Here is a 21,852-nt window from a genome sequence, read left to right on the forward strand (position 1 = left end):
GTAGGCTGGCGGCCGCTCGTATCCACCGTGAGGAGAACCAACCGTGCTCGTGCTGCTGCCGCCCTCCGAGGGCAAGGCACCCTCCGGCCGGGGAACCGCGCTCAAGCCGGAGTCGTTGTCCCTGCCCGGTCTCGCGGAGGCCCGTCAGGCGGTCCTCGACGAGCTGGTCGAGCTGTGCGTGGCCGACGAGGAGAAGGCCCGCGAGGTGCTCGGGCTGAGCGAGGGCCTGCGGGGCGAGATCGCGAAGAACACGGAACTGAGGACCGCGGGCACGCGCCCGGCCGGGGAGATCTACACGGGGGTCCTGTACGACGCCCTGGACCTGGCCTCGCTGGACACCGCGGCCAAGCGGCGCGCGGGCCGTTCGCTGCTCGTCTTCTCCGGGCTGTGGGGCGCGGTGCGGGTGACCGACCGGATCCCCTCGTACCGCTGCTCGATGGGCGTGAAGCTGCCGGGTCTCGGAGCGCTGGGCGCGCACTGGCGTACGCCGATGGCCGCCGCGCTCCCCGAAGCCGCCGGCGACGGGCTCGTGCTGGACCTGCGGTCCTCGGCGTACACCGCGGCGTGGAAGCCCAAGGGCGAGGTGGCGGGGCGGACGGCGACCGTACGGGTGCTGCACGCGCAGCTGGTGGACGGGGTCGAGAAGCGTTCCGTCGTCAGCCACTTCAACAAGGCGACCAAGGGCCGGATCGTCCGCGGCCTGCTCACCGCGAACGCCGCGCCGAAGAACCCGGCGGAGCTGGTGGAGGCGCTGCGGGATCTCGGGTACACGGTGGAGGCGGAAGCCCCGGGCCGGGCGGGCAGTCCGTGGGCGCTCGACGTGGTGGTGAGGGAGATCCACTGAACGGCCTTCCGGTGACAGGGGTTCGCCGAGCGGCCGGCCGGTGACAGGTGCCGGCTGACCGGCCGTCCGGCGTGCGGTGGTCGCCGTTTCAGCGGCGTTGCAACATATGCAACGACCTTTGCGCAGGATGCGCACCCCGGGCAGGATGAGCGCATGACGTCGTCATCGCCCCCGTCTCCGCATGCCTCCGTCCTGGATCTCGCGCCCGTCGTCCCCGTCGTCGTGATCGGGGACGCGTCCGACGCGGTGCCGCTGGCGCGGGCCCTCGTCGCCGGCGGCCTGCCCGCGATCGAGGTGACGCTGCGGACCCCGGCGGCACTCGACGCGATCCGGGCCATCGCGGCCGAGGTGCCGGACGCGGTGGTGGGCGCGGGCACGGTCCTGACGCCGGAGCACGTGGCCGGGTCGGTGGCGGCGGGCGCCCGTTTCCTGGTCAGCCCCGGCTGGACGGACGGACTGCTGGACGCGATGAAGGCCTCCGGGGTGCCGTTCCTGCCGGGGGTGTCCACGACCTCCGAGGTGGTGGCGCTGCTGGAACGGGGGGTGCGCGAGATGAAGTTCTTCCCCGCACAGGCGGCGGGCGGTACGGCCTATCTGAAGTCGCTGGCGGGGCCGCTCCCGCAGGCGCGCTTCTGCCCGACGGGGGGCATCGGCCCCGAGTGCGCGCCGGACTACCTCGCGCTCCCCAACGTGGGCTGTGTGGGCGGCAGTTGGATGCTCCCGGCCGACGCGGTCGCCGCGCGGGACTGGCGCCGGGTGGAGGACCTGGCACGGGCGGCGTCGGCACTGCGGCGGTAGCCGCGGCCCGTCCCGGCTCACCTCGGACGGCTCGCCCCCGCTCACCTCGGACGGCTCGCACCCGTTCAGCTCAGACGGTTCGGCCCCCGCTCAGCTCACGAGGCCTCGCCCCGGCTCAGCTCACACGGATGACCACCTTCCCGAAGGCCGCGCCGCTCTCGTAGTACCGGAATGCCTCCCGCACCTCGTCGAAGCCGAGGACGCGGTCCACGACCGGGCGGGTCCCGTGCAGTTCCAGGGCCCTGTTCATGGACTCGAAGTGCGCGCGGCTGCCCACGAAGACCCGGCGGATCGTGGCCAGACTCGCCGCGTACGCCGCGTTGGAGATCTCGATTCCGGACCCGCGCCCGTTGCCGGTGATCAGGAGCACGACCTGGCCGTAGAGCGCGGCGGCGCGCACCGACTGCTCGATGGTGTCGGGCCCGTTGGTCTCCACGACGAGGTCGGCGCCGCGACCGCCGGTCAACTCCCTGACGGCGCGCCCCCATTCGGGGTTCTCGACATAGTCGACGACATGGTCCGCGCCGAGAGCCTTGAGGCGGTCGGCCTTGGCCTCGCTCGATGTCGTCGCGATCACCTCGGCGCCCAGCGTCTTGGCGAACTGCACGACGAAGAGGGACAGCGCCCCGGTGCCGAGGGTGAGCACGGTCTGGCCGGGGGTGAGCGGCTCGCCGCCCGTCAGACAGTGCCAGGCGGTCACCCCGGCACAGGGCAGACAGGCCGCCTCCTCCCAGGTCAGATGGTCGGGAACGCGTACGGCGCCCTCCTGGCCCAGGCAGGCGTACTCGGTCAGCATGCCGTCGAGGGTGGCACCCGGCTGGTCGAAGCGGTCCGGGGTGATCCGGCCGTCCAGCCAGTGCGGGAAGTACGTGCCGGCCACCCGGTCGCCCACCGCGAACCGGGTCACCTCCGGCCCCACCGCGACGACCTCCCCCGCTCCGTCGCTCAGCGGGATCACGTCCGGCACGGCCTTCAGGGGGTAGGTCCCCCTCAGGATCAGCAGGTCGCGCTTGTTGAGGGAGGCGGCACGGACGCGGACGAGGATCTCGCGGGGCCCCGGATCCGGGCGGGCCGACTCACGCGGCACGATCCCGTCGACGGTGCCGGGCGTTTCGAGGTGGTAGGCGCGCATGTCCGCTCCCCGGTTGGGCTCCTGAGTGGTCGCGTCCATGCTGGCGGGAGCCGATGTCCCGCTCAATTCCCGGCGAGGTATGACGAGTGCCGCCGTGCCGCCGCCGCACCCGTGACGTACAACTGACCGCATGACGACCGGTATCCCCACCGAGCCTCCTCCCTTCGCCCGGGAGCTGCTGCGCTGGCGGCACGTCCGCCGGGTGAGCCAGCTGGAACTCGCCTCCCGCGCGGGGACGACCCAGCGGTACGTCAGTTTCATCGAGCGCGGGCGTTCGGTCCCCGGCCGAGAGATCGTGATCAGGCTCGCCGAGTCGCTGGACCTGACCCTGCGGGAGCGCAACGCGCTGCTCCTGGCGGCCGGTTACGCTCCCGCGTTCACCGAGTCGGCGCTCGACGCGGCCGCGCTGAAGCCCGTACGCGAGGCGCTGGACAGCATCCTCGAAGGGCATCTGCCGTATCCGGCGGTGGTGGCGGGGCCGCGCGGTGAACTCGTCGCCGCCAACGCGGCGTTGGACGTCCTGACCGAAGGAGTGGCTCCCGAGCTGCTGGCACCGCCGGTGAACGTCCTGCGGCTGGCCCTGCATCCGCGCGGGATGGCGTCACGGGTGGTGAACCTGGACGCCTGGGGCCGGCACATCGTGGAGAACCTGCGGGCCCGCTCCCTGCGCAGCCCCGACCACCGTCTCGACGCACTGGTGGCGGAGTTGGCTGCCTACGTGCCGGCGAGCGAGCCCGGCGCGGACTACCTCGGCTTCGCCGTGCCGCTGCGACTGCGGTGTCCGGAGGGCGAGTTGAGGCTGCTCACCACGCTGACGTCGTTCGCGACCGCGGTGGACGTCACGCTCGCCGAACTCCATCTGGAGGCGTTCCTCCCGGCGGACCCGGAGACCGCCGGGATCCTCCGCGACCGCGCCGCCCGGCGGGGATGAGGCCGACGCCGCCGGGATCAGCGCACACGGGGTCAGCGCAGATGTGAGGTGTCGTTGAACAGCCGGACGCTCGCGTTACCGTCCCCGTAGTACGCGACCGCCGAGAGCGACGCCGCCGACAGTTCCATCCGGAACAGGGACTCCGGCGGGGCGCCGAGGGCCAGCCGTACGAGGGTCTTGATCGGGGTGACGTGCGTGACGAGCAGGACCGTGCGGCCGGTGTAGGCGGCGATCAGCTTGTCGCGGGTGGCCGCCATGCGGTGCGCCGTCGCGGCGAAGCTCTCGCCGCCGCCGGTCGGTTCGGCCTCCGGTGAGGCGAGCCAGGCGTTCAGGTCCTCCGGGTGGCGTTCGCGCACCTCTCCGAAGGTCAGTCCCTCCCAGGCGCCGAAGTCCGTCTCGCGCAGACCGTCCTCGACGGCGACGTCGAGACCGAGCCGGGCGGCGACGGCACCCGCGGTCTCCCGGGTCCGGGCCAGCGGGGAGGCCACGATCGCCTGGATGGTGCCGCGGGCCGCCAGCGCCGCGGCCACGCGCTCGGCCTGCTCCCTGCCCACGTCGGACAGCGACGGATCGCTGCCGCCGCTGCCCGAGAACCGCTTCTGCGGGGTCAGCGGTGTCTCGCCGTGCCGCAGCAGGACGAAGGTGGCGGGGGCGCCCATGTCCGGGGGTGCGCTCCAGCCTGCGGCGGGCGTGGTGGTCGGGGTGGCGGCCACGTTTCTCGCGGCCCGCTGATCGTCGCCCGCCTTCCCGGCTCGGCCGGCGTCTCCCGGCTCCGCGCCCGCCTCGCCGGCTTCGCCGCCGGACGATGGGGTGCCACCCGTGGCCGTCGCCCGGCTGCCGCCCGTCGCGGGCTGAGCGCGCAGTTCCCCGCGCCCCTCACGGGGCACGTGGGTACCACCCATCGCCGTCGCCGGGCCGTCGCCCGCCGTGGGCTGGGCGCGCAGTTCCTCGCGTCCCTCGCGGGGGGCTTCGCCGCGGGTTTCCTTCAGGGCTGCTCGGGCCTTTGCCGCGCCCGCTGTCGCGTCGCCGGGCGGGCCCGTCGGCTCCGGTGCCGCGGAGCGGGTCGCGCGGGCGTTCAGTTCGGCCGTCGACGCCGACGGCGACCAGGCCTCGCCGCGCTTGCCGGCGTCCATCGCCTCGTTGGCCAGCCGGTCCGCGTGCTTGTTGCGCTCGCGCGGGATCCACTCGTACGTGACCTGGGAGGCCGGAAGGACCCGGGCCGCCCCCGCCGCCAGGGGCTTCATGTCCGGGTGCTTGATCTTCCAGCGTCCGGACATCTGCTCCACGACGAGCTTGGAGTCCATCCGGACCCTGACCCGGACGCTCGCGTCGAGGTCGCGGGCCGCCTCCAGACCCGCGATCAGGCCCCGGTACTCGGCGACGTTGTTGGTGGCGACGCCGATGTACTCGGCGCGCTCCGCCAGCGTCTCCCCGGTGGCCGCGTCGATGACCACGGAGCCGTAGCCCGCGGGCCCCGGGTTGCCCCGGGACCCCCCGTCCGCCTCGACGATGAACTCCCGCACGAGCCGAACTCCCTACAGGCCGGACTCGGACGTACGCACGAGGATGCGGTGGCAGTTCTCGCAGCGCAGCACGGTGTCGGGGGAGGCCGCCTTCACGTCGTTCACCTCGGTGATGTTGAGCTCCAGGCGGCAGCCCTCGCAGCGGCGCTGGTAGAGCCGGGCGGCGCCGACGCCACCCTGCTGGTCACGCAGCTTGGTGTACAGCTTGAGGAGATCGGCGGGCACCGAGGCCGAGATGACCTCGCGCTCCTTGGTGACCGAGGCCGTCTCGCCGTCGAACTGCTCGAAGGCGGCGTCCCGGCGCGCGGTCGCGTCGTCGATCTTCGCCTGGACGGAGGAGACCCGCTCGGTCAGCTCGGCGACCCGCTCCTGGGCGGACTCGCGGCGCTCCATGACCTCGAGGACGACGTCCTCCAGGTCGCCCTGGCGCTTGGCGAGGGAGACGATCTCGCGCTGGAGGTTCTCCAGGTCCTTGGGGGAGGTGACGGCACCCGAGTCGAGGCGCTGCTGGTCGCGGACGGCGCGCTGACGCACCTGGTCGACGTCCTGCTCGGCCTTGGTCTGCTCGCGGGCGCAGTCGCTCTCCTCGGTCTGCGCGGCGACGAACAGGTCGCGCAGCTGGGTGAGGTCCTTGTTCAGCGACTCGATCTCGGCGTGCTCGGGCAGCGACCTCCGCTTGTGCGCGAGCTGCTGAAGGCGGGCGTCGAGTGCCTGGACGTCGAGAAGTCGGATCTGGTCGGCGGGCTCGGCGTTCAGTTGGGGGCTCCTGATGTGTCGGTGTGTGAGGCCGCGTGAGCGGTCCAGGGGTCGGTGACCGTCCGGGAGACGTGGACGCGCAGTCCCCATCCCTTCCGGTCGGAGATCTCGTCGAGCTGGGCTGCTGCCAGCTCGCACCAGGGCCACTCGGTGGCCCAGTGCGCCGCGTCGAGCAGCGCGAGAGGACTGTGGGCGCGGGCCTCCGACACCGGGTGGTGCCGCAGGTCCGCGGTGAGGAACGCGTCCACGCCCGCGGCGCGAACGTCGTCGAAGAGGCTGTCCCCGGAGCCGCCGCTGACCGCGACGGTCCGCACCAGCGCCTCGGGGTCGCCCGCGACGCGGACGCCCTGCGCGGTCGCGGGCAGCCGCTCGGCGGCCCGGGCGGCGAGCTCGCGCACGGTGAGCGGATGGTCCAGCTCGCAGACCCGGCCGAGGCCACGGCGTCCCTCGGGGTCGGTCGCGTCGGGCACGAGGGGCCGTACGACCCGCAGGTCCAGGGCCCCGGCCAGCGCGTCGCTGACTCCCGGGTCGGCACGGTCGGCGTTGGTGTGGGCGACGTGCAGCGCGATGTCGTTCTTGATCAGCGTGTGCACGACGCGGCCCTTGAAGGTGTCGGCCGCCACCGTCGTCGTACCGCGCAGATAGAGCGGGTGGTGGGTGACGAGCAGGTCGGCGTCCAGTTTCACCGCCTCGTCGACGATGTCCTGGACCGGGTCGACGGCGAACAGGACGCGCGTGACGTCCTGGTCGGGGTCGCCGCAGACGGTACCGACCGCGTCCCACCCCTCGGCCCGCTCCGGAGGCCAGAGGGCGTCGAGCGCGGCGATGACTTCAGACAGACGGGGCACGGGGAAAAGGCTACCTGTCTTACGTCCCTGTCCGACCGGTCGTGGCCCACGGGCCCGTGCCGGGGCGGCCTGCGGACGTGCGGGGCCCGTGCCGGGGCGGCCTGCGGGACGCGGATCCCGCCCGTCCCGGCGCGCGTCTTTCCACCATGGTTCAGCACATCCGCCCCGTTCCCTCAGGCGAATCCCGACAGGGCCACCCTTATGTGTGAAGCAACAGCCCGTCGCTCCCCCGTCTGTGCGTACGAAAACTACCTTCGTCGCCGGAGGTGACCGAACGATGACGGCCGGTGCGAGAGAACCCATGGTGCGGAGCGAGCGCGCGGACGGCGGCAAGTACGGTGACAGCGCGAGCCGGTGGGCCGCTCCGCCCGTCTGCGTGATCACCGCCGACGGCACCTACGGAGCACGGCTCGCCCGCGACGGCGAGTCCTGGTACCCGGAGCGCTGGACCCTGGACGGCCCCGAGCCGTACGCCGTACCGCTGCCCGGTCCGCAGCCGGAGGAGCCGGGCACCGAGGTGCTGCCGCTGACCGACGGCAGGGTGCTGATCCATCGGGTGGACGACGGGCGCCACGCCTTCTCCCTCCTGTATCCGACCGGGCCGGGCACCGGCGAGCTCCCGCTGGGCGCGGTGGAGTGCCCCGACGCGGGCACCGTGCTGCGGCTGCTGCCGCCCGCGCCGGACGGGGAGCGCGCCTACGCCCTCGCGGTGGGCCGGGGGTCGACGGCGGTGTGGCTGGTGGCGGGCGGCGCGTTCGGCCCGGAGCACCTGGCCGAGGTGCCGGGCCACTGCTCGGGAGGGGTGTGGCTGGACGGCACGGGGCGCCTGCTCGCGCTCGACCGCTTCCAGAACGGCCGCACGAAGACCGTGGTCGTCGACCTGGAGCGCGGCGGAGAGGTCTCGCCGCTCCTCCAGATCGCCGAGCACAGCAACGACCGGCTGCTCCTCGCGGACGCGGACAGCGGACTTCTGCTCATCCGGTCCGACGCGCCGTCCCCCGGCCGGGACCGTCTCGGCTGGGGCGTGCTCGGCAGCACCCTGCCCGTCCGCTTCCCGGACTGTCTGTCCGCGACGGGCTGTTCGGTCAGCCCGTTCGCGATCCAGCCGGGCCAGGTGCTGACCCCGGAGTCCTGCGCTGTCGCCCTGCGCATGGACGGGCCCGGCGGTACCTGGGTGGGTGTGTGGCGCCCGGCCGAGCGCCGGATCCACCACCGCCCGGCACCGGAGGGCTGGTTCCCCGGCACCGGGCTGTGGACCGCCGAGGGGGTGCTCCGCCTGCCGTACGCCACGGGTGTCGTCCCGTGTGGTGTCGCCCGGCTGGAAGCGCCCGAGGGTGCGGGGAAGCCGGACACGGGGGATCCGGCTTCCCCGGGGCTCCCGGCACCACGGCCGGTCCCGCTCCAGCAGGCACACCTGCGGCCGGTCCGGCCGGCCGGCCGGCCTCACCCGGCCCGGGGAACCGAGCCGCCCCGGGCGCTCCCGGTCCACCTGGCCCTGGGCAGCGGCACCACCCGCGCCCCGGAGGACGAAGCGGTCCGCGCCCTGGACGCACACCGGGTGCCGTCCGCCGGTCCGTCCGCCGGTACGGGCCCCGCGCCCGGGGGCGGGGGCGGGGAGCCACTGCCGACGGTGGCGAGCCTCACCCCCAGGACGTCCCCCGCCTCCCCCGCCTCCCCCTCCTTCGCCGAAGCGCGGCGGGCGGACACCAACCCCGGCCACGAGCCCGGCGGGACGCTCCCGCCGGTCGCGCGGCCCGCCGGCGGACAGCCCGAACCGCCCCGGCCGGTCGTGCGGCGCGCCCCCGAATCCGGCGAACCGGCCGCCCGGCCCCAGCCGAGCCGCTGGACCAGGGTTTCCCTGACTCCCGCGCCCGTCTCCGCGCCCGCGCCCGAGCGCCGGGCCGAGCCCGCCGGAACACCCAGGACCGAGGCGAACCTCTGGACCAAGGTCGCCGAAACGCCCCCACCCGGCATGGGCCTCAGGACCAGGGCCGACGGAACGCTCCCGGGCGGCATGACCGTCGTCGTCGAAACGGCACAGCCGCTTCCCCCGGTCGCGAGAGTGGGTGCCGCTCCCGACACCGACTCCGGCACCGGAACCACGGCCGCCACCGGGGCGTACGCCTATCCGGGTCGGAGGGCCGGCGCCGCTGCCGGTGCCGTCACGCATGCCGGTAACGGTGCCGGGGTCACCGCGCGTACCCGTGCCGACGACGGGATTCCGTCCGCCGAAGGACACCTCCCGGCCGAACCGCTCCCGCCCGTCGCGGGTCACCGCGCCCGGACCGCCGAGCCGCTCCCGGCCGTCGCGGGCCCCGGTCACGGGGCCACCGGCCCCCTCCCGGCCGTCGCGAGCCCCTCCGCCGAACCCGCCGAGCCGTTCCCGCCGAACCCGTGGGCGGGCGTCACCGGCGTCGCCGGGGCCTCCACCACCGAGCCCGGTCTCTGGACCAAGGTCGCCGAAACTCCCCCGGCCGGCATGAGCCTCGGCACCCGGGCCGGTACAACACCCGCGGGCGGCACCGTTCTCGGGGACGGGACCACCGACGCGCTGCCGGCCGTCGGCGAGTTCAGGGGCCAGGTGGCGCTGAGGCCCGCGGTCGGCCGTCCGGGGCCCGACACCCAACCGGCCTCGGCGCTCACCACCGTGGCGGGGACACTCGCCGCCCTGCCGCGGACGCCCGCGGAATCCGGGGGTCCGTGTGGACCCGCCCACACGGACGAGGAGAAAAGGGGCAGTACGGGCGAAGAAACGTCACCCTCCGACTCCCGTGCGATGACCGCACGTTAGACTCCCCCGGCTGTAAAGAAGGATCTTGCATACGGGGTGAACACTTCAATGAACGACTCGAGCACCATGGAAGCACCGGGCACGGACGTCCACGAGACGTCGGCGGCCCGGTCCGAAGGCCACGGCAGACACCGCGGCCCGGTCTCCGGCCACGACGGCGAGGCGCCCCCTCGGGGCCGCCACCGCAAGCCGTCCGGCCAGCCGGCCACAACGGTCTGACGGACCTCACGGCAAGCTGAGAACCGGGATACAGCCCCGCTCGCACCATGGCGAGCGGGGCTGTATCCGTACAGGTCGTACAGGTCACACAAGTCGTACAGGTCTCTCACCGGCGGACGTCCGCTCAGTGCGGAGAACCCTCCCGCTTGAGCCCCAGGACCTCCATCGCCGCGAACGTCTCGCCGCTCGGGCGCTGTGCGTAGTACGGAGTGAGCAGCGCGTCGAGTTCGTCGTGGCTGAACGTGTCCTGCTTGCTGTCGAACTTCGCGGCCACCCGCGGGCGTTCGACGACCGCGACCATCCCTCCGTGCACGACGAGGAGCTGTCCGTTGACGTGCCCGGCGGCGGGCGAGGCCAAGTAGCCGACGAGCGGGGCGACATGCTCGGGGGCGAGCGGGTCCAGGCCCTCGTCGGGCTGTCCGAGTCCGGCGAAGACGTCCTCCGTCATACGGGTGCGGGCGCGCGGGCAGATGACGTTGGCCGTGACGCCGTACTTGGCGAGCGCCAGCGCCGTCGAGGTGGTCAGACCGACGATCCCGCCTTTCGCCGCCGCGTAGTTGGGCTGTCCGGCGGAACCCGCGAGGAAGGCTTCCGACGAGGTGTTCACGATCCGTCCGTAGACGGGCCCGTCGGCCGCCTTGGCGCGGGCCCGCCAGTGCGCGGAGGCGAAGTGGGTGGTGTTGAAATGGCCTTTGAGGTGGACCCTGATGACCGAGTCCCACTCGTCCTCGGTCATCGAGAAGACCATCCGGTCGCGCAGGATGCCCGCGTTGTTGACGAGGATGTCCAGCGTCCCGAACTCCGCGACGGCCGACTCGACCAGTTCTCGGGCCTGTTCGTGATCGGCGACGTCCCCGGTGTGGGCTGTGGCCCGGCCGCCCGCCGTGCGGATCTCGGCGGCGACCTCCTCGGCCGGGGTGGCCGAGGCCTCGCCCGACCCGTCCCGTCCCGGCTGTCCGTAGTCGTTGACGACGACGGCCGCGCCCAGCCGGCCGAGTTCCAGCGCCTCGGCCCGGCCGAGCCCGCGGCCCGCGCCGGTGACGATCGCGGTGAGCCCTTCGAGTGGCAGTGACATCAGGGTCCTTAGCGGTTGTGGTGGAGGTCCGCACCGGAGCGGTTGTGGTGGAGGTCCACTCCGGCGGCCGCCCGGGTCAGATCTCGATGCACGTCCGCAGGGCGGTGCCCGAACGCATCTGGTCGAGCGCCTCGTTGATCCCGGCCAGCGGCACCCGGTGGGTGATCAGGCCTTCGAGGTCGATGCGGCCCGCGCGCCACAGGGCGATCGTGCGCTCGTACGACCGAAGGACGTCCCCGCCGCCGTACATGGAGGGCAGGATGCGCTTCTCGTCGAAGAACAGCTCGAACATGTTGAGCTGGAGAAAGTCGTCCATGGCGCCTGCTCCGACGACCACGAGGGTGCCGCCGCGGCGGGTGTGGTCGTAGGCGGCGCGCGCGGTGGCGGACTTGCCGACGACCTCGAAGACGTAGTCGAAGCCCTCGCCCGCGGTCACCGACTGTTTGGCGTCGGCGAGTTCGTCGGGCGAGACGGCCTTGGTGGCGCCGAAGCCGAGGGCGGCCTCCCGGCGTGAGGCGACCGGGTCGACGGCGACGATCTCCGCGGCCCCCATGAGCCGGGCGCCCTGGATCGCGGAGACGCCGACGCCTCCGCAGCCGATGACGGCGACCGACGAACCGGCCTCCACGTCCGCGGTGTTGAGGGCCGCGCCGAGTCCGGTGGTGACGCCGCAGCCGATCAGGGCGGCGATGTCGAAGGGCACGTCGTCGGGGATGGGGACCGCGCAGCCGGCCGCGACGACGACCTCCTCGGCGAAGGTGCCGGTGCCGGCGAAGCCGAAGACGTCACCGCCGGGGCGCTTGAAGTTGGGGGTGCCCGCGTTCATGAATCCGGCCAGGCACAGTTCGGTCTGGCCCCTCTTGCAGGCCGGACAGGCGCCGCAGGCGGGAAGCCAGCAGATGACGACACGGTCGCCGGGCTTCACATGGGTGACGCCCTCGCCGACCTCGGTGATCTCGCCGGCGCCCTCGTGCCCGGGCACGAACGGCGCGGGCTGGGGCAGCACACCGTTCATCGCGGACAGGTCCGAGTGGCACAGTCCCGTGGCCCGTACCCGGATGCGCACCTTGCCGGGCCCGAAGCCCACCGCCTCGACGTCGTCGAGGACCTCGAGTTTGTCCTGGCCTATCTCGTGCAGTACGGCTGCGCGCATGGTGCGGCTCCCCTCAGGACGGTTCGTACGGGTGTCAGACGTGTTCGACGACGGTGTCGGCGAGGACCGGCGCGTCGTCCCGCTCGACCGCGCTCACCGCCACCCGGATCCCGCTCTCGCTCCGCCACATCCGGACGCGCAGGGTCTCGCCGGGGAAGACGACCCCGGCGAAGCGGGTGGTGTACGAGCGGACGCGGGTCACATCGCCGCCGAGCAGGGTGTCGACGACGGCCTTGAGCGTCATGCCGTACGTGCACAGCCCGTGCAGGATGGGCCGGTCGAACCCGGCGAGCTTGGCGAACTCGGGGTCGGCGTGCAGCGGGTTCCAGTCCCCGGACAGGCGGTAGAGCAGGGCCTGGTCCTCGCGGACCGGGCGTTCCACGGTGCGCTCCGGCGGGCCGGCGGGGGCTTCGAGGCGGGTGCCCGGTCCGCGGTCGCCGCCCCAGCCGCCTTCTCCGCGTACGAAGATCTGGGCGTCGTTGGTCCACAACGGGCCCTGGGCGTCCGCCACTTCGGTGCGCATGACGAGGATGGCGGCGGTGCCCTTGTCGTAGACCGCGGCGATGCGCCCGGTGGCGGTGGCCGTGCCCTCGGCGGGGATCGGGCGGTGCAGCCGGACGCTCTGGCCGCCGTGCAGGACGCGGGCGAGGTCGACGTCGACACCGGGCATCGAGAGTCCGCCGATCACTCCCGGCGAGCCGGCGCCCGCGACGGTGGCGAAGCTCGGCAGGACGTGCAGCCTGGATTCGAGGGTGTACCGCAGCTCGTCGGGATCGGTCGCGGGGACGCCCGCGCCCAGGCCCAGGTGGTAGAGCTGGACGTCCTTGTGGCTCCAGGCGATCTCGCCGGTCCGCGGTTCCGCTGCGACGGCCTTGGCGGCGTCAATGGGCATGGGGCTCCTGACTCGACTGCGCGAAAGACCTCGGTGCGGCCGTCCGCACCGTCGGCCGCACCGAGGTCGACACTGGGCCGTGGAACCCGCTCGTTCTAGAACGCGTTCCAGTCCGGCGCACCCTTGTATAGCCCAGCGTCCAGTACTTGTGAAGACTACTGACGCCATGTCAGATCGAGTGGCCGTACCGGTCCTTCAGGGGAACGCGTCGCGCCGGCGGCCGTGACATTTGTCCCGGCCGATCGCCGACAAGTGCATCTGCCGGGGCACCGCCCCGGACCCCTAGCGTCGTTCTCATGACACGGACAACGGGGACGACGGCGCGCAAGCCGCGGGGAACGTCCGCACCGCCGCCGGCGGGGACGGCACCGGCAGTGCGCTTCAGGGGTGCGGTCAAGACGTTCGGCGACGTGCGCGCCGTGGACGGTCTCGACCTCGACGTGGCGAGCGGCGAGACGGTGGCGCTGCTGGGCCGCAACGGCGCGGGCAAGTCGACGGCGATCTCCCTGCTGCTCGGGCTGAACGAGCCGGACGAGGGCTCGGTGGAGCTCTTCGGCGGCAGCCCGCAGAAGTCGGTGCGCGCCGGACGGGTCGGCGCGATGCTCCAGGACGCCCGGCCGGTGCCGCGGGTCACCGTCCAGGAACTGGTGTCCTTCGTGGCGGGCCGCTATCCGGCACCCCTGCCGGTGGCCGAGGCGCTGCGGCTCGCGGGCATCACGGAACTGGCCGGGAGGCGCGTCGACCGGCTGTCGGGAGGGCAGGCGCAGCGGGTGCGGTTCGCGGTGGCGCTCGCCGGCGATCCCGCGCTGATCGTGCTCGACGAACCCACCGCCGCGCTCGACGTGGAGGCACGGCACGCGTTCTGGGAGTCGATGCGGGCCTACGCCCGGCGCGGCCACACCGTGCTGTTCTCCACGCACTACCTGGAGGAGGCCGACGCGCACGCCGACCGGATCGTCGTCGTCGACCGGGGGCGGATCGTCGCGAACGGGACCGGGGAGGAGCTCAGGCGGTCGGCGGGCGGCAATGTTGTCTCCTTCGACCTGGCGGGGCCCGGCACGGAGGATCTGGCGCTGCTGCCCGGCGTGGTGGCCGTGGAGGTGCGCGGGCCCCGGGCCCGGCTGCGCACGGACGACTCGGACGCGACGGTGATCGCGCTGGCCGAGCGGGGGGCGATACGCGGCCTGGAGGTCGTCCCCGCATCCTTGGACGACGCGTTCATGGCCCTCACCTCGCGCGATCGGGAGACGGTGTGATGTTCGACTATCTGCGGCTCGAAGTGCGCCGGACGCTGCGCGACACCGGCTTCGTGATCGGCGGCGTCGCGATGCCGGTGATGATGTATCTGCTGTTCACCAACCTCGGCGGTGGCGACGACGGCGCGTGGAAGACCGCGTCGATGGTCGGCATGGCCGCGTACGGGGCGGTCGGCTCGGCGCTGAACACGGGCGGCGGGGTCGCCGAGGACAAGGTGACCGGCTGGCTGAGGCAGCTCCGGGTGACCCCGATGACGTCGCGCGAGGTGGTGCTCGGGCGGGCGCTGACCGGTTCGGTGACCGTACTGCCCGCGATCGTCGCGGTGCTCGCGGCCGGCGGCCTGGTCAACGGCGTACGGCTGGACGCCTGGCAGTGGGCCGCGACGGCCCTGCTGCTGTGGCTCGGCTCGGTCCCCTTCACGCTGCTGGGGCTCGGCAACGGGTACCGGATGACCGCGCAGACGACGGGTGTCGCGAACATGGTGTGCAATCTGGGGCTGGCGGTGGTCGGCGGCCTGTGGTTCCCGCTCGCCCTCTTCCCCGGCTGGCTGCGCTCGGTCTCGGCGTACACGCCCACGAACCGCTTCGCGCAGCTCGGCGTGTCGGTCACCGAGGGCCGGGCGCCGGACCTCACGGCGGTGGCGGTGCTGATCGCCTGGCTGCTGGCATTCGGTTCGTACGCTGTGGTCTCGTACCGTCGATCCGCACGAACCGTCTGAACGGGGATCGGGACATGTCCTGGATGAGAGGCATCGGTTGCCAGGTCCGCGCGTTGCGGGCCGAACGGAGCCGCTGGAAGGCCGACATGGAACGGTTCAAGGCCGAGCGGCGGTCCGGGGGCGGGAGCGACGGCGAGACGCCCGAGTACCCGGGCCCGCCGCCGACCGGCTTCGCGCTGCTGCCGTGGCTGCTGCTGGGGATGGGGGCCTTCTCCAACCTCTTCCAGGGCAGGACACCGCAGCCCTGGGTCGGCGCACTGGGCCTGTTCGTCTTCAACTCGCTGTACATCTACGTGACGTTCCGCGCGTTCGTGAAGTCGAAGCGGGAGGCCCGCTCCACCCGGGTCGCGCTCGTCCTGATGGGGGTGATCACCTTCGCGCTGGCCCTCGGGTACGGCGGAAGCTGGCTGTTCTTCTTCCCGCTGCTCGGGCTGGCGACCGGGGCGGTGGTGCGCGGCCCCTGGCTCGGGAGGATCGGCCTCGGTCTGACGGCGGTCGCCGCGGCGGTCTCCGTCGTCCGGGCGGGCTGGGACGCGGTGAACGTCGCCTACGGCACGTTCCTGTCCACGATGGTGACGGCCGCGATCCTCTCCCTGTCCGAGGCGGTACGCGAACTGCGGGCGGCCCGCGAGGAGTTGGCACGCCGGGCGGTGGAGAAGGAGCGGATGCGCTTCTCCCGCGACCTGCACGACCTGCTCGGGCACACGCTCTCCGTGATCGTGGTGAAGTCGGAGGCGGCCCGTCGCCTCGCTCCCCGCGATCTGGACGCGGCACTCGTCCAGGTCACGGACATCGAGTCGGTCGGCCGGCAGGCGCTGACGGAGATCCGCGAGGCGGTCACCGGCTACCGCGAGGGCAGCCTCGCCACGGAGCTGGACGGCGCCCGCTCGGCACTGTCCGCCGCGCGGGTGGAGCCGGTCGTCCGGCAGTCGGGGCCACCCCTGGTCCCGCAGACCGAGGCCCTGCTCGGCTGGGTACTGCGTGAGGCCGTCACCAACGTCGTACGCCACAGCGACGCGACGCGCTGCGAGATCACCGTGGACGGAACCGCGGACCTCGTCCGTCTGACCGTCTCGGACAACGGCACCGACGCCTCCTCGGCGGATCCCGAGGCGGGCATCGGCGGCACCGGTCTCAAGGGCCTCACCGAACGCCTCGCGACGGCCGGTGGCTCCCTGCGGGCGGGACGGACTTCGCGCGGCGGTTTCGAGGTGCGGGCCGAACTCCCCGTGGAGGCGCTCGATCTGACGGAGGCGTCGGTGTGAGCGGCGCCCCCTCGAAGGGGGCGGCGGGCCGGGCCCTCACGGGCCGACCCGCCGCCGCGTTTCGGCCGGGCGGTTACGGAGCCCAGGGGGCCGTGACGGCCCAGCTCACGTCGTCCGTCCACGAGGTGGCGCTGTCGAAGGCGTTCGAGCCGCCGTTGCTCGCTATGTAGACGTTGTAGTTGTAGTGCCGGAGGTATCGCGTCGGGTAGTTGTACGACGCGAACGAGGTCCCCGTACCGCTCTTGCCGGTCCCGGCGCAGAACGTGGCGTCCTGTCTGAACTGCGTGGTACCGGTCATGGGTTGCCGGAGGAGCTGGTAGTTGTAGTGCCGCAGGAAGTCGCCCGGGTAGTTCCGTGACTCGAAGGAGTAGCAGGAGCTGTCGGCGAGACCCCGGCGGACGATCCAGGTGGCGTCGCTCTTGTCGAGTGCCGGACTGCTCGACGTGATCGCCGAGACGACCGCCGCGTTGGCCTGGTGGCGGATGTAGTCGGCCGTGCAGCACGAGGTGGTCGCGCGCAGCGAGATCTCGGACCCGGCCGTCAGCGAGCCGGTGATGCCGGTCGATCCGCCGTAGCCGACGGAGACGATGTTCGACTGCACCAGGTTGTCCGCGGCGTCCGTCGGGATGCCCGAGGTCATGACGCCCTCGAAGAAGGACCCGATGGAGCCGTTGCTGTTGTCGCCGCCGGTGCCCAGGACGATCGCGCCCTCCTGGTGCATGGGCGAGTAGCCGCCGGCGGTGGGTTCACCCCCGGAATAGGTGGTCGTGAGACTGCCCGATTGGGCGTTGCCGTATTTCAGCGCGAAATGGTCCTGACCGTTGTTTTTCAGCAAAGCGGTCACGAAGGGCATCGCGCCGGTCCCGGTGTTCGCCGTGTTCTTGCTGTATCCGGCGTCCGACTGGAAGAGCCCGTTCTCCAGGTCGGCCTGCACCCAGGGACCTCCGCCGTAGCAGGGCGAGAACCAGCACTCGGTGCCGAAGTTGATCGCGTCCATGTGGCCGTTGCCGGTGTCCAGGTTGTTGGTCTCGGCGTTGCCGTAGTCGAAACAGCAACTGCCGTTGACGTGGGTGCCGGAGGTCACCATGTACATTCCCTCGGCGGCACCGTTCGTGGCGACTCCCGAGGTGGAGTTGTCCCGGTAGCCCATGCCGGCCGAGATCTCCAGACCGTAGACCTGGTGGCCGCCGGCGGTCACCGGCAGCGCGTCCGCGGGCGCCCCGACGTCGGCGGCTCCCGCCCCGCCGGCGCCCTCGATCGTGAGGTCGTTGTGGCGTGAGGACTGGTCGTAGATCTGCGTGATGATGCAGGTGGTGCCGTTGCAGAAGGAGTCCTGCGCCGCCGCGTTCGCGTATCCGCCGGCCGCCAGGAGACCGATGTTCGCGGTGGCGCTGTCGGAGGCGCGCTGCACCTGGTAGAGCGAGCCGTTGTACGACGAGTAGAGCGCCCTGACGAGGCTGTGCGCGGCGACGCAGGGGGTGCCCGCGGTGGCGTAGATGTCGCAGGGGAGCGACCCCGCGGCGGTGGCCTGCGGGGCGCCGACGGCGAACGCGACGACGGCCGCCATCACCGACAGCACGGCCAGAACCGTGTTTCTGAGGCGCTGTAAGCGCACGAAGGATGACATCACGGTGCACCTCTTCCGTTCCGTGTAGGACAGTGCGGGTGTCCGGTTCGAGATACCGGACATTGTTCGATCGAGATACCGAACCAATTCCCGGTCGAAATTCCGAACGTTTGCGGAAAGCGGCCCGGCTCGGAAATGACAAAGGGGAGCGCTGAATTCCGAGGCGATTATTTGCCCGTGACCGAGGACCGTCAAGACGCACGGACAGAAACCCCACGATTTTTCGGAAGACCGCCGGAGCGTGCGGAACGGACGGCCGGACACCCCTCTCGCCTTACGCTTGGCCGCGTGAACGAGATGCCCCGGGACCACCGGCCCGCCAAGTCCGTCCGTGTCCTGCTCGCCGAGGACCAGCAGATGATGCGCGGGGCGCTCGCCCTGCTGCTCGGGATGGAGCCGGACATCGAGGTGGTCGCGCAGGTGTCAGCGGGGGACGAGATCGTGGACACGGCGCTGGTCAGCCGGCCCGATGTGGCCCTGCTGGACATCGAGTTGCCGGGGATGAGCGGGCTGGACGCCGCCGCCGAACTGCGTGAGCAGGTGCCCGACTGCCGGGTGCTCATCCTCACCACGTTCGGCCGTCCCGGCTATCTGCGGCGGGCCATGGAGGCGGGTGCCGCCGGGTTCCTGGTCAAGGACGGGCCCGTGGAGGAACTGGCCGAGGCGATCCGCCGGGTGCTGACCGGGGAGACCGTCATCGATCCGGCGCTCGCCGCCGCCGCGCTGAGCGCCGGGCCCAATCCGCTCACGGCCCGCGAGTGCGACGTCCTGAAGGCCTCGGTGGACGGCGCCACCGTCGCCGACATCGCCGGCAAGCTGCACCTCTCCGAGTCCACCGTCCGCAACTACCTGTCCTCGGCCATCGGCAAGACGGGCACCCGCAACCGCATGGAGGCGATGCGGGAGGCCCGCCAACAGGGTTGGCTGTAGGGCCTGTTCGTCCGGATCGTGCGGGTGGCCCGCCGCCGGGTTCCGGCGGCGGGCCACCCGCACGATCACTCCTCGTCCGCCTTCGCTACTTCGTCACCTTCGCCGTCCCGGACCCGACGTGCTTGCCTTCCGGCGCCGCGCACACGAACCAGTTCGGCCGGGAGCCGTCCACCGGCCGGATCAGATCCTCGTACGACGAGCCGAGGCCGGTCCCCGGGGCGGCCTTCCCGGCCTTGATCGTCGTGCCGTCGTCCCAGGTGCAGGTGACCTCCTGGGCGGTCGTTGCGACCTGGCCGATCACCAGCAGCCGAGACGCCCCCGCCGTACCGGCCCGGCCGGTCCGCAGCGGCACCGCCGCGGCCTCGATGTCCTTGCCCGAGAACGAGTCGCCCTTGTCGACCGGCCAGTCGAGCGCCGTTTCCGGGCTGCCGTCCCCCACGAAGAGGCGGACGAACGTCCAGCCCTTGCCGATGAGGTCCGAGGCGACCTGGGGGCCCGTCGGCGTGAGGGCGTACTCGCTCATCCTGGACCGCTGGTACTGCGCCTCCGTCTCGTTCTTCGGCGCCCCCCAGACGATGACCTCGACGCTCCACTCCTTGCCGTGTTCGGTCCCGCGCGCCACGGTGGTCACCTGCGGCTCGTACACGTGCCGCTGCTCGGGCGTCGACGGCGCGGTCACGGCCGGCTCGACCCGCCTGCCACCGTCGTCCCCGCCCGCACCCCCCGCCAGCGCCAGCGTCCCCGTGGAACCGGCGACGACCAGGGCGACCGCCGCCGCCGTCGCCCAGCGGCGCGCCTTGCGGCGCCGGCCGCCGCGCACGACCGCCTGGTAGGGAGCCATGCCGATCTCGACCTCCTCCGCCGCCCGGGCCAGCAGGAAGGCGATGTCCGCGTCCGTCGCCATGTCGTGATGCGTCTCCCGGTTCGCGCTCATCATTTCCGCCCTCCGTGCGTCACCGTGTCCGCCAGGCCCGGCAGGACACGGAGTTTCGCGATCCCCTTGGCCGCATTGCTCTTCACCGTGCCCACCGAGCAGCCCATCGCCTGGGCCGCCTGGCTCTCGCTCAGGTCCTCCCAGTAGCGCAGGACCACCGCCTCGCGCTGGCGCGGGGGCAGTTGGGACAGCGCGGCGATCAGGGCGCCGCGGTCGTCGGCGCGCGCGATCGGGTCGGCGCTGTCGGGGATCTCGCGTCCGATCCCCGCATCGTCCTTCGGCGCGAGGAACTCCTTGAGTTTTCGCCGGTGTCTTCGGGCGTGCGCGTTGATCATCACGCGCCGCACGTACGCGTCCGGTTCGTCGGCCGAGCCGACCCTGTGCCATGCCACGTACACCTGCTCCAGCGTCGTCTGGACCAGGTCCTCGGCGACGTGCTGCTCCCCCGTCAGGAGAAACGCCGTACGCATCAGCCGCGGCCAGCGACCGACCACGAAGCTCTGGAACTCCTCGTCCCGAGACTGCTTCCGAACCCCCATGGGCACCTCCTAGTGACTCAAGGAGTCCACGGGCACAGGATTTCGTTGCCTCACCGCCGGGACGTCGTCCGCGGCAGCCACAGGAACATCAGGACGGCCCCGGCCAGCAGCATGACGCCGCTGACACGGAACGCCAGCGCGTACCCGGCGGTCAGGGCCTCCCCGGAGACGCTTCCCCCGGTACGGGCTGCGGCGATCGTGGACATGACCGCGAGCCCCAGTGAACCGCCCATCACCCGAGAGGTGTTGACCAGGCCCGAGACCACCCCGGCGTCCTCCGGGGCCGCACCCGAGGTCGCGACCGCGGCCAGCGGTGTCGCGGCCAGGCCGGCGCCCGCCATCATCAGGATGCCGGGGAACATGATCGCGGTGAGGTAGGGGCCGTCCGCCGTCATGGTCGACTGCCAGCCGAACCCGGCCGCGGCGAGGAGCGTGCCGAGGACCGCCACGTTGCGCGCGCCGAGGGCCGGCATGAGGCGGGGCGCCGACTTCGAGCCGATGACGACGGCGAGCGAGCTCGGCACCAGCGCGAGGCCCGCGCCGAGCGGCGAGTAGCCGAGCACGTTCTGGGAGTACAGCGTCATGAAGAACCACATGCAGAACATCGCCGAGCCGGAGACGAACACGGCCGCGTTCGCCGACGACACCGACCGCAGCCGCAGGAGCTTCAGCGGCATCAGGGGCGCCCTCGTCCGCGACTCGACGACCAGGAAGAGCCCGATGAGAGCCGCTCCCGCGCCCAGCGGTACGAGCGTCGCCGCCGCGGTCCAGCCCTCGGCCTCCGTCTGCACGATCCCGTACGCCAGGGTCGCCAGTCCCGCCGTCACCAGGAGCGCGCCCCGCAGGTCGAGCCGCCGCCCGTCCCCCGCCCTGCTCTCCGGCAGCCATCGCGCCGCGCCGGCCAGCACCACCGCGCCGACGGGCACGTTGATGAGGAGCACCCAGCGCCACGACAGCCCGTCGACCAGCAGTCCGCCGACGAGTCCGCCCGCCGCGCCGCCGCCGGCGCCCACGGCGGTCCAGGTCGCGATGGCCCGCGCGCGTGCGGCGCCCTCGGGGACGGCCGAGGTCAGGATCGTCAGGGTCGAGGGCGCGAGCACCGCGGCCCCCAGGCCCTGCGCGGCGCGGGCGAGCAGCAGTTGGGTGCCCTCCTGGGCGAGGCCGCCGGCGACCGAGGCGAGCGTGAAGAGCGCGAGGCCCACCAGGAACATCCGCTTGCGCCCGTACAGGTCACCGGCCCGCCCGCCGAGGAGCATGAATCCGGCGAACGCGATGGAGTAGGCGTTCACCACCCACTGGAGTCCGGGGGCGCTCAGCCCCAGGTCTGCCCGCATGGAGGGCAGGGCCACGTTGACGACGGACACGTCCAGAACGACCAGGAACTGTCCGGCACACGCGAGCGCGATCACCACCCAGGTGGGCGGGGCGGCAGGGGCGGATGTCCGGATGTCTTCAGCGGCTCGGAGCATGGCTGTCATGCTCTCAACCCGCTTACACCCCTTGCATCAGGATTTCGACGCAGACCGGCGTACGGCATGGGACCTAGGCCCGTCGTTCGAATCACGCGGCGGTACGCGCGGGGCACCTCGACACCACCTGACCCGAACAACAGACCCTGGG

20 protein-coding genes are annotated in these 21,852 nt (G+C 72.5%); 9 read left to right on the forward strand and 11 right to left on the reverse strand.

From position 1 onward, the window contains the following. Positions 1-43: 43 nt before the first annotated feature. Positions 44-844: a peroxide stress protein YaaA gene (gene yaaA, locus OG410_RS13555; protein WP_329299370.1), complete on the forward strand. Its 801-nt coding sequence runs from the start codon at positions 44-46 to the stop codon at positions 842-844. A 153-nt stretch (positions 845-997) separates the two neighbouring features. Then, positions 998-1,642: a bifunctional 4-hydroxy-2-oxoglutarate aldolase/2-dehydro-3-deoxy-phosphogluconate aldolase gene (locus OG410_RS13560; RefSeq protein WP_329299371.1), complete on the forward strand. Its 645-nt coding sequence runs from the start codon at positions 998-1,000 to the stop codon at positions 1,640-1,642. 115 nt (positions 1,643-1,757) lie between these two features. On the opposite strand, the gene OG410_RS13565 is transcribed toward OG410_RS13560, so the two are convergent. Next, on the reverse strand, positions 1,758-2,813 hold the full coding sequence (locus tag OG410_RS13565) for a zinc-dependent alcohol dehydrogenase family protein (RefSeq protein WP_329299372.1): 1,056 nt from the start codon (positions 2,811-2,813) through the stop codon (positions 1,758-1,760). A gap of 91 nt (positions 2,814-2,904) precedes the next feature. Here OG410_RS13565 and OG410_RS13570 point away from each other — a divergent pair, with 91 nt between their 5' ends. Then, positions 2,905-3,705 carry a helix-turn-helix domain-containing protein gene (locus OG410_RS13570; protein ID WP_329299373.1) on the forward strand — a complete coding sequence of 267 codons (801 nt, stop codon included), beginning with the start codon at positions 2,905-2,907 and terminating at the stop codon, positions 3,703-3,705. A 32-nt stretch (positions 3,706-3,737) separates the two neighbouring features. On the opposite strand, the gene OG410_RS13575 is transcribed toward OG410_RS13570, so the two are convergent. Genes OG410_RS13575 through OG410_RS13585 form a run of 3 tightly spaced genes read right to left on the reverse strand, consistent with a single transcriptional unit; the run spans position 3,738 to position 6,832 of the window. After that, complete coding sequence (locus OG410_RS13575; protein ID WP_329299374.1) at positions 3,738-5,228, reverse strand: bifunctional RNase H/acid phosphatase; 1,491 nt, start codon at positions 5,226-5,228, stop codon at positions 3,738-3,740. A 12-nt stretch (positions 5,229-5,240) separates the two neighbouring features. Continuing rightward, positions 5,241-5,984, reverse strand: coding sequence for a zinc ribbon domain-containing protein (locus tag OG410_RS13580; protein WP_329304112.1), 744 nt, complete (start codon positions 5,982-5,984; stop codon positions 5,241-5,243). Further along, the gene (locus OG410_RS13585) at positions 5,981-6,832 is read right to left on the reverse strand and encodes a Nif3-like dinuclear metal center hexameric protein (protein WP_329299375.1); all 852 of its coding nucleotides are present in this window, start codon (positions 6,830-6,832) and stop codon (positions 5,981-5,983) included. The genes OG410_RS13580 and OG410_RS13585 overlap by 4 nt, the downstream gene beginning before the upstream one ends. Positions 6,833-7,109: 277 nt before the next feature. On the opposite strand from OG410_RS13585, the gene OG410_RS42580 reads away from it, so the two are divergent. Next, positions 7,110-9,623, forward strand: coding sequence for a hypothetical protein (locus OG410_RS42580; RefSeq protein ID WP_443063745.1), 2,514 nt, complete (start codon positions 7,110-7,112; stop codon positions 9,621-9,623). A gap of 48 nt (positions 9,624-9,671) precedes the next feature. Further along, positions 9,672-9,842 (forward strand): hypothetical protein, encoded by a 171-nt coding sequence (locus OG410_RS13595; RefSeq protein ID WP_328453058.1) that lies wholly within the window; start codon positions 9,672-9,674, stop codon positions 9,840-9,842. 124 nt (positions 9,843-9,966) lie between these two features. Here OG410_RS13595 and OG410_RS13600 read toward each other — a convergent pair whose 3' ends face one another. The 3 genes from OG410_RS13600 to OG410_RS13610 all read right to left on the reverse strand — a co-directional run bounded on the left by OG410_RS13600 (position 9,967) and on the right by OG410_RS13610 (position 12,962). Next, a complete protein-coding gene (locus OG410_RS13600) occupies positions 9,967-10,917 on the reverse strand; it encodes a 3-oxoacyl-ACP reductase (protein WP_329299376.1) in 951 nt (316 codons plus the stop codon). Positions 10,918-10,993: 76 nt separating this feature from the next. After that, complete coding sequence (locus tag OG410_RS13605; RefSeq protein ID WP_329299377.1) at positions 10,994-12,070, reverse strand: Zn-dependent alcohol dehydrogenase; 1,077 nt, start codon at positions 12,068-12,070, stop codon at positions 10,994-10,996. A 34-nt stretch (positions 12,071-12,104) separates the two neighbouring features. Further along, positions 12,105-12,962, reverse strand: a complete 858-nt coding sequence (locus OG410_RS13610; RefSeq protein WP_329299378.1) for a MaoC/PaaZ C-terminal domain-containing protein — start codon at positions 12,960-12,962, stop codon at positions 12,105-12,107. Between the two features lie 374 nt (positions 12,963-13,336). Between OG410_RS13610 and OG410_RS13615 the strand changes: the two genes are divergently transcribed. From OG410_RS13615 to OG410_RS13625, 3 genes are read left to right on the forward strand one after another with little or no spacing between them, the layout of a single operon-like run. Then, a complete protein-coding gene (locus OG410_RS13615) occupies positions 13,337-14,218 on the forward strand; it encodes an ABC transporter ATP-binding protein (RefSeq protein WP_329304113.1) in 882 nt (293 codons plus the stop codon). Continuing rightward, positions 14,218-14,937: an ABC transporter permease gene (locus OG410_RS13620; RefSeq protein ID WP_329299379.1), complete on the forward strand. Its 720-nt coding sequence runs from the start codon at positions 14,218-14,220 to the stop codon at positions 14,935-14,937. The genes OG410_RS13615 and OG410_RS13620 overlap by 1 nt, the downstream gene beginning before the upstream one ends. 14 nt (positions 14,938-14,951) lie before the next feature. After that, positions 14,952-16,202 carry a sensor histidine kinase gene (locus OG410_RS13625; RefSeq protein WP_329299380.1) on the forward strand — a complete coding sequence of 417 codons (1,251 nt, stop codon included), beginning with the start codon at positions 14,952-14,954 and terminating at the stop codon, positions 16,200-16,202. A 73-nt stretch (positions 16,203-16,275) separates the two neighbouring features. Here the strand turns inward: OG410_RS13625 and OG410_RS13630 are convergent, their stop codons facing one another. After that, positions 16,276-17,829 carry an alpha-L-arabinofuranosidase B gene (locus OG410_RS13630; RefSeq protein WP_329299381.1) on the reverse strand — a complete coding sequence of 518 codons (1,554 nt, stop codon included), beginning with the start codon at positions 17,827-17,829 and terminating at the stop codon, positions 16,276-16,278. Between the two features lie 297 nt (positions 17,830-18,126). On the opposite strand from OG410_RS13630, the gene OG410_RS13635 reads away from it, so the two are divergent. Then, the gene (locus OG410_RS13635) at positions 18,127-18,759 is read left to right on the forward strand and encodes a response regulator transcription factor (RefSeq protein ID WP_329304114.1); all 633 of its coding nucleotides are present in this window, start codon (positions 18,127-18,129) and stop codon (positions 18,757-18,759) included. 85 nt (positions 18,760-18,844) lie between these two features. On the opposite strand, the gene OG410_RS13640 is transcribed toward OG410_RS13635, so the two are convergent. The 3 genes from OG410_RS13640 to OG410_RS13650 are packed head-to-tail and all read right to left on the reverse strand — an operon-like array spanning position 18,845 to position 21,710. Continuing rightward, a complete protein-coding gene (locus OG410_RS13640; RefSeq protein WP_329299382.1) occupies positions 18,845-19,696 on the reverse strand; it encodes a hypothetical protein in 852 nt (283 codons plus the stop codon). Beyond that, complete coding sequence (locus OG410_RS13645; RefSeq protein WP_329299383.1) at positions 19,693-20,232, reverse strand: SigE family RNA polymerase sigma factor; 540 nt, start codon at positions 20,230-20,232, stop codon at positions 19,693-19,695. Before OG410_RS13645 ends, OG410_RS13640 begins: the two co-directional genes overlap by 4 nt. A 50-nt stretch (positions 20,233-20,282) precedes the next feature. Next, entirely contained in the window at positions 20,283-21,710 is a 1,428-nt protein-coding gene (locus OG410_RS13650; protein WP_329299384.1) for an MFS transporter, read from the reverse strand. Positions 21,711-21,852 lie beyond the last annotated feature (142 nt).

Source organism: Streptomyces sp. NBC_00659, from assembly GCF_036226925.1.
Classification (GTDB): domain Bacteria; phylum Actinomycetota; class Actinomycetes; order Streptomycetales; family Streptomycetaceae; genus Streptomyces.

Bases quoted from the DNA above. Each gene is read 5' to 3' on its own strand.
- OG410_RS13595 (WP_328453058.1), top strand. From the start codon at position 9,672: ATGAACGACTCGAGCACCATGGAAGCACCGGGCACGGACGTCCACGAG.
- OG410_RS13570 (WP_329299373.1), top strand. From the start codon at position 2,905: ATGACGACCGGTATCCCCACCGAGCCTCCTCCCTTCGCCCGGGAGCTG.
- OG410_RS13565 (WP_329299372.1), bottom strand. From the start codon at position 2,813: ATGGACGCGACCACTCAGGAGCCCAACCGGGGAGCGGACATGCGCGCC.
- OG410_RS42580 (WP_443063745.1), top strand. From the start codon at position 7,110: ATGACGGCCGGTGCGAGAGAACCCATGGTGCGGAGCGAGCGCGCGGAC.
- OG410_RS13600 (WP_329299376.1), bottom strand. From the start codon at position 10,917: ATGTCACTGCCACTCGAAGGGCTCACCGCGATCGTCACCGGCGCGGGC.
- OG410_RS13645 (WP_329299383.1), bottom strand. From the start codon at position 20,232: ATGGGGGTTCGGAAGCAGTCTCGGGACGAGGAGTTCCAGAGCTTCGTG.
- OG410_RS13560 (WP_329299371.1), top strand. From the start codon at position 998: ATGACGTCGTCATCGCCCCCGTCTCCGCATGCCTCCGTCCTGGATCTC.
- OG410_RS13640 (WP_329299382.1), bottom strand. From the start codon at position 19,696: ATGATGAGCGCGAACCGGGAGACGCATCACGACATGGCGACGGACGCG.
- OG410_RS13630 (WP_329299381.1), bottom strand. From the start codon at position 17,829: ATGTCATCCTTCGTGCGCTTACAGCGCCTCAGAAACACGGTTCTGGCC.
- OG410_RS13605 (WP_329299377.1), bottom strand. From the start codon at position 12,070: ATGCGCGCAGCCGTACTGCACGAGATAGGCCAGGACAAACTCGAGGTC.
- OG410_RS13635 (WP_329304114.1), top strand. From the start codon at position 18,127: ATGCCCCGGGACCACCGGCCCGCCAAGTCCGTCCGTGTCCTGCTCGCC.
- OG410_RS13610 (WP_329299378.1), bottom strand. From the start codon at position 12,962: ATGCCCATTGACGCCGCCAAGGCCGTCGCAGCGGAACCGCGGACCGGC.
- OG410_RS13625 (WP_329299380.1), top strand. From the start codon at position 14,952: ATGTCCTGGATGAGAGGCATCGGTTGCCAGGTCCGCGCGTTGCGGGCC.
- OG410_RS13620 (WP_329299379.1), top strand. From the start codon at position 14,218: ATGTTCGACTATCTGCGGCTCGAAGTGCGCCGGACGCTGCGCGACACC.
- OG410_RS13650 (WP_329299384.1), bottom strand. From the start codon at position 21,710: ATGACAGCCATGCTCCGAGCCGCTGAAGACATCCGGACATCCGCCCCT.